The sequence below is a fragment of the Parabacteroides sp. AF14-59 genome (assembly GCF_003479515.1).
GTDB classification, from domain to species: Bacteria; Bacteroidota; Bacteroidia; order Bacteroidales; family Tannerellaceae; genus Parabacteroides; species Parabacteroides faecis.
In genome coordinates this window covers 60093-72163 of sequence record NZ_QUHH01000023.1, presented here as the reverse complement: position 1 = coordinate 72163, position 12071 = coordinate 60093, and the positions used below count along the sequence as shown (strand labels likewise).

Here is a 12071-nt window from a genome sequence, read left to right as displayed (position 1 = left end):
TATATTTTTTATCTTTGCAGTCTCAATGAGTGAGATAAATAAAGCGAATGTATATAGATCAGGAAGATATTTTAAATCATATATCGGCAAAGCCGTTCCGCATAATTTCAGAGGCTGCAGACGAATTGAGTGTTGAAGCTTACGTGATTGGCGGTTACGTCAGGGATATTTTTTTATACCGTCCGTCAAAAGATATTGATGTCGTTGCGGTAGGCAGCGGGATAGAATTAGCAAAAGCAGTAGCCAATAAGTTGGGTAAAAAGACGCACTTGTCCGTTTTCAAAAACTTCGGAACGGCACAGGTGAAATCAGGTGACCAGGAGATTGAATTCGTGGGTGCCCGGAAAGAGTCGTACAGCCATGACAGCCGGAAACCAATCGTGGAAGACGGTACGCTTGAAGACGATCAGAACCGGCGCGATTTTACCATCAATGCACTGGCTCTGTGTCTGAATAAAGACCGTTATGGAGAACTGGTAGATCCTTTCGGAGGTTTGGAAGATATGGATAACTTGATTATCCGTACACCGCTCGACCCTGATATAACGTTCAGCGATGACCCCTTGCGTATGATGCGTGCTGTCCGTTTTGCTTCACAACTGGGCTTCTTTATCCATCCCGATACGTTTGAGGCGATCGAACGTAACAAGGAGCGGATCTCTATTATATCTAAGGAACGGATCGTTGATGAGTTGAACAAAATCGTGCTTTCCCCGAAACCTTCCATCGGTTTTGAATTATTGGATAAAAGCGGTTTACTGCAACTTATTTTCCCGGAACTTTGTGCGTTGAAAGGTGCGGAGACAAAAGAAGGTATCGGGCATAAGGATAACTTTGCCCATACGTTAATGGTTCTGGATCGTCTGAGCAAGACAACGGATAATTTGTGGCTCCGCTGGAGTGCTATTTTCCATGACATCGGCAAACCTGCCACCAAACGTTTCGATCCTCGTTTGGGTTGGACATTCCACAACCACAACTTCATCGGTGAACGTATGTTACCGGGGATTTTCCGTCGTATGAAGTTGCCGATGAACGAAAAGATGAAATATGTGCAGAAGATGGTTACATTGCACATGCGTCCGATTGCTTTGGCCGATGACGAGGTGACTGATTCTGCAATCCGCCGTTTGCTTTTCGATGCCGGTGACGATATCGATGATCTGATGAAACTTTGTGAAGCGGATATTACCAGTAAAAATCCGGATAAAGTCCGTCGCTTCCTGAATAACTTCCGTCTGGTCCGTGAAAAGCTGGCGGATATAGAAGAAAAAGACCGGGTCCGTAATTTTCAGCCTCCTGTTTCCGGAGAAGAAATCATGGAAACTTTTGCCCTTCCTCCTTCACAACCTGTAGGAGTGATCAAAGAAGCCATAAAGAATGCCATCCTGGATGGTGTTATTCCCAATGAATACGAGGCTGCCAAGCAATTCATGCTGGAACGGGCGGCAAAGATGGGGTTGAAGCCGGTTGGGAAATAATTTCCGACGTTTTTTTACTTTAGTATAAACAGTTATAGAACATAATATAAATAATAGGATCCGGTTTATTGTCCAATAAGCCGGATCTGATCTTTTCAACAGATAAAAATATCACTTTCCTTTTAGCAATTCTGCTGCTTCATCTCCGAAAACGATTTTTAGCACCTGTTCTTTTTTATCGTTGTCCAGTTTGATTTGTAATATTGTTTCTGTTGATATATTACTTTCCTTGCTCAGAACATATTTATCCGGATATGCAATAATATCTATTACTGATTCTTGTAGAGCATTTGCAATTTGTAATAATGTGTTGTATTTTAGTTCCCGCTCTCCCGACATGATAAGGCTTAATCCTGCTTGTTTTAAGCCAATCTGACTAGCTAGATATTCCTGCGAATATCCTTTGTTCCTGCGAATTGTATCTATGTTTCTCAATATATCGTTCATGTAAGCAATTTAGTGTTTGTGGTTTGAATAAATAAATGATATTTGTAATAAAAAATTGCACTTATATTTGCTAATATAACAAAATGTAATATCTTTGCTGCTGTGATTTTCTTAATTCTCTTAATAGACCCTATGTTCCCATTTTGAAACATTTTGCTATTAAGTCTAATAGTTAACCTAATTTGTCTGAAGATAATGTTGATGTATAGAAAGTTATGCTTAGTAGGCAAACGAGGTGTCCGGTATGTGTATGAAGGGGGCCGTTTCCCTTAGTAATACGGTTGCCAAGGCATATGCCAGTTGTTTCTCTGTAATAAAGATTGCACTTTGTTAAGTAATGGAGAAGATAAAGTTTAAGTTTATATAATTCACTAGTATTCATTTTAATATTGCTTGCCTATGATTATGAATTTTTAATTCCAATGTTTTCTATTCGGATATGTAGTCATATCCATTGTGTTTTTTAACCTTATATTCATTTAATAACAGAAGGAAATGAAAGAATCTTTTTTAGACATACATTTAAAAGGATGTCGTGTTAAAAGTAAATTATTCAGAATGTTAACCTTATTGCTTTTAACTTTTTGTACGACAAATGTATTTGCACAGCAGAAAAATGTCAGGGGAACGGTTGTTGATGCTTCAGGGGATCCTCTTATTGGTGTAAATGTTTCAGTAAAGGGAATGACAATCGGTATAATTACCGATATGGAGGGTAAATATCAATTGGAAGTACCGGCCAATGCCATACTTGTCTTTTCTTATATAGGCTACCAGACGCAGGAGACTGTGGTGGGTTCTCAATCATCGATCAATGTAACATTAAAAGAAGACACTCAGAAACTGGACGAGGTTATAGTAGTCGGTTATGGAGTACAGAAAAAGGTAACGGTAACAGGTGCTGTTGCCAGTGTATCGGGAGAGGAACTGAAAGCGTCTCCGACGAGTAACTTGACCAGTGCTATGGTCGGTCGTATGCCGGGTGTTATTGGTTTTCAAACTGCTGACGAACCGGGTGGCGGTAGTACGACAATTCGTATACGTGGTACTAACTCCTTGGGAAGTAATGATCCGTTGATTGTAATTGATGGTATACCCGATCGTGATGGTGGAATGAATCGTTTGAACCCGACTGAAATTGAATCTATTTCAGTATTAAAAGATGCTGCTGCCGCTATTTATGGTGCCCGTGCTGCCAATGGTGTAGTTTTGATTACTACCAAACGCGGTAAAGAAGGCAAACCGGTTGTTTCGTTCAATGCAAGTGGTGGATTCTCTAAGCCGACCCGCATACCGGAAATGACAAACTCGTATGAGTACGCAACAATGTTAAACGAAGTACTTCCGGGTTCTTTCTCAGATGAACAAATCGAGGGTTTCCGTACACATACTGATCCATGGAAATATCCGGATACGGATTGGTTTGATGAAATTGTAAAACCAGTTTCTCCTATCTATCGCGCTGATATCGGTATATCCGGCGGTACGGATAAAGTTAAATATTATGCTAATTTCGGTGCAAACGGGGAAGATGGTTTGTATAGAAATTCAGCCAACCGCTATGACCAGTATAGCTTGCGTACAAATTTAGATGTCAAGACCAGTCAATACGTAGATTTTCAGCTTGGAGTAGCTGCCCGTTTGGAAGATACCAAATATCCGGCTAAACAATCTGGCGATATTTTTGGTAATGCACGTCGTACCCGTCCGGATCAACCGGCGTGGTGGCCAACAGGTGAACCGGGGCCGGCTATCGAACGTGGTGACAACCCGGCTGTGACGAGTACAGACCTTGCAGGTTTCGACCATTACAAAGACCAGTATATCCAGAACAACCTTTCCGTAAATGTAAAAGTGCCCTGGATCGAAGGTTTGACGTTGCGTGGTAACGCTTCTTATGATATCCATTTCCAGAATCGTAGAAAAATGGAAAAACCGGTTTATTTGTATTCCTGGGATGGAGTAAACGAAAGCAGTGAAGGCTTGAGCTCTTCCAAGCAATGGATAGATTCTCCGACATTGGAACGCAAACATACCGAACAACTCGGCTGGATGCTCAACGGTTTGATCGACTACAACCGTACATTCGGGAAACATACGCTCGGTGTTACATTCGGTATGGAAGGTCAGAAAAAACAATATGAAGAAACCTTCGCTTATCGTCAAGGGTTCATCTCTGATAGCAAACCTGAACTGAATTTAGGTGGTGAAGAAGGTCAGAAAGCAACTGGTTACTCCTGGAAAGAGACTCGTCTGAACTATTTCGGCCGTGTGTCTTATAACTATCTGGAACGTTATTTATTCGAATTCGTTTGGCGTGTCGATGGTTCCTACCGCTTTCCGAAAGATCAACGCTACGGTTTCTTCCCTGGTGTATCTGCAGCCTGGCGTGTATCAGAGGAATCATGGTGGAAAGAAAATGTTCGTTTCATCGACTATTTTAAGTTGCGCGGTTCCGTGTCTCAGACTGGTAATGATGCCCTCGTAGATTCAGATAACAAATACGACCATTCCATCCAATATCTGACAACATATGCATTCAACAACAATGGTATAGCATTTGGTGGAGTTGAAAATAAACGATTGTATCCAAGCCGTACTCCGAACCCGAATATCACATGGGAAGTTGGTACGACCTATAACGTAGGTTTAGATCTCAAATTCTTACAGAACCGATTAAGTTGGGAGACAGATGTATTCTACCACAAACGTACGAATATGTTGATCTCACGTAATGCGTCTCTGCCGGAAATTACCGGTATCACCTTACCGCGTGAGAACCTGGGGGAAATGAAAAATCGAGGTTTTGAATCTTTGGTAAGTTGGCAAGACAAAATCGGCCAGGTAGAATATGGAGCCTCTTTGAATATGACATACGCAAGAAACCAGATTACCTTCTGGGATGAAGTGCAAAATGTCCCTGGATACCAGTTATCAACAGGTAAAGCAGTGGGTAGCCGCGACTTGTTGTTTTATGTAGCAGACGGTATTTTCCATACCCAGGCAGAAATCGATGAGGCGCGGGCAAAAGGTCTGTTGTATTCAGATAACACGGTGCCGGGCGATATTCGTTTTAAGGATATGAACGGTGATGGTAAAATCGATGGTTTGGATCGCGTCCGTCCGGAGAAAAACCAGGAGCCGCGCTTCGTTGCCGGTTTGACACTTACTGCCAGGTGGAAAGGCTGGGATATCATGTTATTATTCCAGGGTGCAACAGGGGCTCAGGTATACATCGAAACATGGTCCGGTCTGGTTGGTAATTTCCTGAAGAGTGACTTCGATAAACGGTGGACACCGGAAAATCCGTATTCGGAAGGGCCACGTGCATGGGACCGTGAGAATCAGTACTGGATTAACAATGATAACACCTATTTCTTACGAAATGCCGATTACCTGCGTTTGAAGAATGCCGAGCTCGGATATACCTTTAATTTCGGAGGATTGAAGAAGGCAGGTATTTCCAATTTGCGCCTCTATGCAAACGGTAGTAACCTGTTTACCATTGATGGTGTAAAAGATGCCGACCCGGAACAGCGCAGTAAAGACTTAGGAGATTATCCTCTGAGACAAATCATCAATTTTGGAGTTCAAGCAACATTCTAAAACGTAATTATTATGAAAACAAGACTAAAATATATTTGTCTTTCGGCTGTCGCAGGACTAACATTTTCATTCAGCTCCTGTTCCGACTTTATGGATCTGACACCGGAAGACCAGTATGACGAAGCAACCGTCTGGGCAGATGCCGATTTGACAAAATCAGTTGTTACCGATGTTTATTCGTATGTATGCGACATCGCACAAGAAGTAAATCCTGAAGCATGGACAGATGACGGGTTCTTTACACACGTATATGGATGCCGTGATATAAACGAAGCAACCGTCTCTCCTAGCAACTTGGCCGCTTACGATCGTGACGACTGTCCGTTTAGATGGAGCAAACAGTTTAAAGCGATCTACCGTGCCAATCTGGTATTGGAAAATATAGACAACGTTCCTCAGAAAACAGGGGTAGACTTAAATGTCCTGAAAGGTGAAACTTATTTTCTTCGGGCGTATATCTATACGGAACTGCTCCGTGGCTTTGGTGGCGTGCCTATAGTAGATCATGTGTACAGCATCGAAGAGGCTTCAGAAATGGAACTGCCACGTTCCAATGTGGCTGATGTTATGGATTTTATATTAAAAGACATTGAACAAGCTGTTAGCTTATTGCCGGAACAACAGACCGGTGCAAACTTAGGCCGTGCAACGAGGGGAGCCGCTAAAGCGTTGAAGGCTCGTTTATTGCTGCATATTGCCAGTCCGTTGTTTGCAGACCGTTCTGTTAACACTTTGGCATGTAATCAATACACAGGCGACCGGCAAGCTTTATATCAAAAGGCACTGGATGCAGCTAAAGAGGTAATTAACGATGGTAATTATTCACTTATCGACTGTAATGCAGGTACAATCAAGGATATTGCAGAAAAATTCCATAATATCATTATCACGAATAATGACGAAACAATCTGGTCCAAACAGTATGTAAACAAAGATAAGGATGCCGACAACTGGGTTCGTAACCGCGTAGCCTTACTGCATGGTCCGAATGGATACCACAACTGGGCAGGTACTGCTCCGACTCACGATTTGGTCATGGCATTTGAGACGGAAGACGGAAAGATCCCGAACACCTTGCTGAAAGTCGGCGAAGAAACAACTGTGAATCCGTATACAAACCGCGAACCACGTTTCTATGCAACAATCGGCTATGACGGAGCAGAATGGGGACGTCCCAGAGCCTCTGATGGAGCTGTGTTCGATGCAACTCCATTGGGTAACCTGCAGTTCGGATATTATGAATTGAGTAGCGGTGGTGCTGAAGTCAATGCCATACAATCAGTGGATGATGAAAATAATGCTATCAAAAAGCAACAATTCAACGGTATGGTTGGTGTAGATTCCCGTATGTCTAATATCGAAAACTGGAACGGAACGTACACAGGTTATCTGGAAAAGAAATTAATCGATGGTACGGTTTCTGCGACCGAGCATAATTTCCAGATCTGTCCGATGCCATATATTCGTTTGGCCGAAATGTACCTGATTGCAGCCGAAGCTTGTATTGAACTGAATAAGTTGGATGAAGCGGTTATTTATTTGGATGCCCTCCGTGGTCGTATCGGACGTCCGGATACAAGAGCTACTTTGGCTGTTCGGGGACAGGCTTTCAATCAGAATGATCTACGTGAGTTTTTGCGTCATGAACGTCGTGTAGAATTAACTTACGAGCATTCTCGTTATTATGATGTACGTCGTTGGATGATAGCTCCGGAGACAAGCAGTAAAAAGTTGACGGGTATCACTATTGTAGGTCGTTTGAAACCGGGTAAGACTGCTACGTTACCATATGTACATGATGAAGACGTTTATAATTATACCTGGACCGTCCTCAATCTGAACTACATAGAGAAACGTAAATGGGATAACAAGATGTATTTTGCTCCTATCAAACTGGAGGAGACATTACGTAATCCGGCATTGGAGCAGAATCCGGGTTTCAAATAGAAGCATAAAGGTTTATAAATATTATTATGGCACGTTGATCGCGCAGGTTACTCTGTGGTATCAGCGTGCCATGTATACAATTGAATAGGTAAAGGAAGCGAAGTAATAGCTGTTTATAGATCAATATCAAATATTAATATTACGAAATTTATTGTACATATTACAGCATTTTGTAACTTTGGGCAATCTCTCAATTCGTAATTCGTAAAATAGTATTATCATGAAAAACAGAAAGCTAAGAATGGGCATGGTAGGTGGTGGAAGCGATGCTTTTATTGGAGCTATCCATCGTCGTGCGGCCTTTATGGACAATCAGATTGAATTAGTTTGCGGATGTTTCAGCGTAGACCCTGAAATTTCCAAGAGTTCCGGACTCTCTTATTTCCTCCCGGAAGATCGTATTTACAGTACTTATCAGGAAATGTTCGAACATGAAATGACTTTGCCGGAAGGCGAACGGATGGATTTTGTGACCATCGTGACACCTAACCGCTGGCATTTCGAACCTGCTATGATGGCTCTTGAAAGAGGGTTCCATGTTGTAGTGGATAAACCGATGACATTCTCGCTGGAGGAAGCTAAACAACTTCAGAAAAAAGTGGAAGAAACAGGACTGATCCTGGCACTTACACATGTATATTCTGCTTACCCGGCTGTGAAAGAGGCCAAAACCCGTATTGCCAGAGGCGATCTGGGTACGCTTCGCCGTGTTTATGTGGAATATCTGCAGGGCTGGCTTTCCGACCGCATCGAATTGCAGGGAGGAAATAATGCGGGATGGCGTACAGACCCGAAACGTTCAGGAAAAGCGGGTTGTATCGGTGATATCGGTACGCATGCCTGGCATTTGAGCGAATATATAACCGGCCTGAAAGTACAGGAGGTTTGCGCTGACCTGAATGCGTTTGTACCCGGACGTCCGATCGATGACGATGGCGCCGCTTTCCTGCGTTATGAGAACGGGGTTGTTGGAACGCTTACCGCATCGCAGATCGCTGCCGGGGAAGAAAATAACATCCGTATCCGTATTTACGGCGATAAAGGCGGTCTGGAATGGCAGCAGCAGGAACCGAACACTTTATACGCCAAATGGTCGAATAAGCCGACTGAGGTGATCCGTATGGGAAACAACGGTTTTATCGGCGATACGGCTAAAATGAATACACGTACGCCGGGTGGTCACCCGGAAGGTTTCATCGAAGCTTTTGCTAATATCTACCGGAATTTTGCCCATACCGTGATGAGTATCAAGAAGGGAGAAACTCCATGCGAAGAATGTCTGGATTTCCCGACTGTTTATGACGGTGTGAGAGGTATGCAATTCATTGAAACAATGGTGGAAGCCGGATACAATGAAAATGTGAAATGGCAGAAATGGGTGGATTGATTACCGCCACAGTAGTAAATCAAAGATAGAAATGAAATTTAAAATGTTAGTTTGCTGTTGTTCCCTCGTTGGAATAACAGCATTCGCTCAAAAAAATGAGTGGAGAGATCCGAACGTGAATGCGGTGAACCGTGCTCCGATGCATACTAACTATTTTGCGTTCGAAACAGAGGATGCAGCGTTAAAGGGATGTAAGGAATCGTCAGGTAATTTTATGACTTTGAATGGAACCTGGAAATTTAACTGGGTGAAAGATGCCGATGCCCGTCCGACAGATTTTTATCAGGTCGGTTTCAATGATAAAGGCTGGGCGAATATGCCGGTTCCGGGGATATGGGAACTGAATGGTTTCGGTGATCCGTTGTATGTAAATATAGGATATGCGTGGCGGAACCAGTTCAAGAACAACCCGCCTGAAATTCCCGTAGAAAATAATCATGTCGGTTCTTACCGTAAGGAAATCGTAGTTCCGGCAGACTGGAAAGGAAAAGAAATATTCGCTCATTTCGGCTCGGTGACTTCCAATATGTATCTTTGGGTGAATGGCCAGTATGTCGGTTACAGCGAAGACAGTAAGCTGGAAGCTGAGTTTGACCTGACGAAATATCTGAAACCGGGTAAGAACCTGATCGCATTCCAGACTTTCCGTTGGTGTGACGGTACTTATCTGGAAGACCAGGACTTCCTGCGTTTATGTGGTGTAGGGCGCGATTGCTATCTGTATGCCCGTAATCCGAAGCATATCCAGGATATCCGTGTAACTCCGGATCTGGATGCCCAGTATAAGGATGCTACGTTAAATGTGAGTGTAAACCTGAAAGGTAGCGGCGTTGTAGATGTGAAACTGCTGGATAAACAGGGCAATTCTGTGGCTACTGCATCTTTGAAGGGGGCTGGTAAGGTATCGACTGATATCGCAGTCGCCAATCCGCTGAAGTGGACCGCAGAAACTCCGAACCTGTATACGCTGGTTGCCACATTGAAAGACGGTAATAAAGAGTTGGAAGTAATTCCGGTGAAAGTCGGCTTCCGTAAGATCGAACTGAAGAACAGCCAGATCCTGGTGAATGGCCAGCCGGTATTGTTCAAAGGAGCGGACCGTCATGAGATGGACCCCGACGGAGGTTATGTCGTATCCCGCGAGCGTATGCTGCAGGATATCAAAGTAATGAAAGAGTTTAACATCAATGCAGTCCGTACCTGCCATTATCCGGATGCAAACTTATGGTATGACCTGTGCGATGAATATGGTATCTATGTCGTTGCCGAAGCCAACGTAGAATCTCACGGTATGGGATATGGCGAAGAAACATTGGCTAAGAATCCGGCGTATGCAAAAGCTCATATGGAACGCAACCAGCGTAATGTACAACGTGGTTTCAACCATCCGTCCATTATTTTCTGGTCGCTGGGTAATGAGGCAGGTTTCGGGCCGAACTTTGAAGCATGCTATACCTGGATCAAGAATGAAGACAAGAGCCGTGCCGTTCAGTACGAACAGGCAGGTAAGAATGAGTTTACCGATATCTACTGTCCGATGTATCTGGATTATAAGAGAAGCGATGAGTATTGCAATAGCAATGTAGATAAACCGCTTATCCAGTGTGAATACGCACATGCAATGGGTAACTCGCAGGGTGGATTCAAAGAATATTGGGATCTTGTCCGTAAGTATCCGAAGTATCAGGGTGGTTTTATCTGGGACTTTGTCGATCAGTCTTTACGTACAAAGAATAAAGAAGGTGTTGAATTTTATGGTTATGGGGGTGACTTTAACCGTTATGACGCTACCGATAATAACTTCCTGGATAACGGTTTGATCAGTCCGGATCGTAAGCCGAATCCGCATATGCATGAAGTAGGCCATATTTACCAGTCGATCTGGGTTACTCCTTCGGACCTGGCGAATGGCGTTGTGAATGTTTATAATGAAAACTTCTTCCGTGATCTGGATGGCTACTATGCTGAATGGGAACTGCTGGCTGACGGCGAAGTTGTACAGACCGGTATGATCAAAGATATGGAAGTGGCTCCGCAGCAAACAAAATCCGTTAAACTGAATTACAGTACGGAGGGAATCTGTAAATGTAAAGAATTGCTGCTGAATGTCGCATTCAAACTGAAAAAGGCGGAAACGATGTTGCCTGCCGGATATACAGTCGCAAAGAATCAGCTGGTGGTTCGTCCATACAAAGCGCCGGAACTGAAACTGGCTAATGTGGAGAAAGTGAACATTGCCACTGTAACTCCGACGATCAGGGAAAACGATTATAATTATCTGATCGTTTCCGGCGAAAACTTCCTGATCGAATTTAGCAAACACGACGGATTCCTTTGCAAATACGATGTGAAGGGGTTGGCTTTGATCGATGAAGGCGGTAAACTGACACCGAATTTCTGGCGTGCTCCGACCGATAATGATATGGGAGCCGGTTTGCAGAATAAATATGCGGCATGGAAAGAACCGGGGCTGAAACTGACTTCATTAACGAATAAGATCGAAAACGGTCAGGCGGTAGTCAATGCGGAATATACGATGGATGCCGTATCGGCAAAATTATCCGTTTCCTATACTATAAATAATGAAGGTGCAGTGAAAGTATCCCAGAAGATGGTTGCCGATAAGTCGGCTAAAGTATCCGATATGTTCCGTTTCGGTATGCAAATGCAGATGCCGGAAGAAATGTCGCTGATCAAATATTATGGACGTGGTCCGTGGGAAAACTATTCTGACCGTAACAATGTGACCGATCTGGGTAAATTCAGCCAGACAGTTGATGAACAGTTTTATTCTTATATCCGTCCGCAGGAAACTGGTACGAAAACAGATATCCGTTGGTGGAAACAGACGAATAAAGGTGGTAATGGTTTGATGTTCGTTGCCGAGGCTCCGTTCTCTGCTTCTGCATTGAATTATTCGATCGAATCGCTGGACGATGGTGTACAGAAAGATCAGAGACACTCCGAACTTGTTCCGAAAGTCGATTATACCAATCTTTGTATCGATAAGGTACAGATGGGACTAGGTTGTGTGAACAGTTGGGGGGCACTTCCGTTGGAGAAATATCGTTTGCCTTATGGTGATTATGAGTTTACTTTCATTATGACACCTATCCAATCGAATCTCTGATATAATTATAACAGCTGGAAGGGTTGATACGGATGTCGACTCTTCCAGCTTTTCGATTTTATTTCATATTCCT

Annotated in this window: 6 protein-coding genes; 5 read left to right on the top strand and 1 reads right to left on the bottom strand. The window is 43.4% G+C overall.

Annotation, left to right across the window (positions count from 1 at the left end):
- Positions 1 to 47 precede the first annotated feature (47 nt).
- Positions 48 to 1481: a CCA tRNA nucleotidyltransferase gene (locus DWW23_RS20420; RefSeq protein ID WP_122355636.1), complete on the top strand. Its 1434-nt coding sequence runs from the start codon at positions 48 to 50 to the stop codon at positions 1479 to 1481.
- Positions 1482 to 1592: 111 nt separating this feature from the next.
- Here the strand turns inward: DWW23_RS20420 and DWW23_RS20415 are convergent, their stop codons facing one another.
- Positions 1593 to 1928, bottom strand: coding sequence for a helix-turn-helix domain-containing protein (locus DWW23_RS20415; RefSeq protein ID WP_122355634.1), 336 nt, complete (start codon positions 1926 to 1928; stop codon positions 1593 to 1595).
- A gap of 558 nt (positions 1929 to 2486) precedes the next feature.
- Between DWW23_RS20415 and DWW23_RS20410 the strand changes: the two genes are divergently transcribed.
- The 4 genes from DWW23_RS20410 to DWW23_RS20395 all read left to right on the top strand — a co-directional run bounded on the left by DWW23_RS20410 (position 2487) and on the right by DWW23_RS20395 (position 11998).
- The gene (locus DWW23_RS20410) at positions 2487 to 5534 is read left to right on the top strand and encodes a TonB-dependent receptor (RefSeq protein ID WP_122355707.1); all 3048 of its coding nucleotides are present in this window, start codon (positions 2487 to 2489) and stop codon (positions 5532 to 5534) included.
- A 12-nt stretch (positions 5535 to 5546) separates the two neighbouring features.
- On the top strand, positions 5547 to 7481 hold the full coding sequence (locus tag DWW23_RS20405; protein WP_122355632.1) for a RagB/SusD family nutrient uptake outer membrane protein: 1935 nt from the start codon (positions 5547 to 5549) through the stop codon (positions 7479 to 7481).
- 220 nt (positions 7482 to 7701) lie between these two features.
- On the top strand, positions 7702 to 8868 hold the full coding sequence (locus DWW23_RS20400) for a Gfo/Idh/MocA family protein (protein ID WP_122355630.1): 1167 nt from the start codon (positions 7702 to 7704) through the stop codon (positions 8866 to 8868).
- A gap of 31 nt (positions 8869 to 8899) precedes the next feature.
- Positions 8900 to 11998: a glycoside hydrolase family 2 TIM barrel-domain containing protein gene (locus DWW23_RS20395; protein ID WP_122355628.1), complete on the top strand. Its 3099-nt coding sequence runs from the start codon at positions 8900 to 8902 to the stop codon at positions 11996 to 11998.
- Positions 11999 to 12071 lie beyond the last annotated feature (73 nt).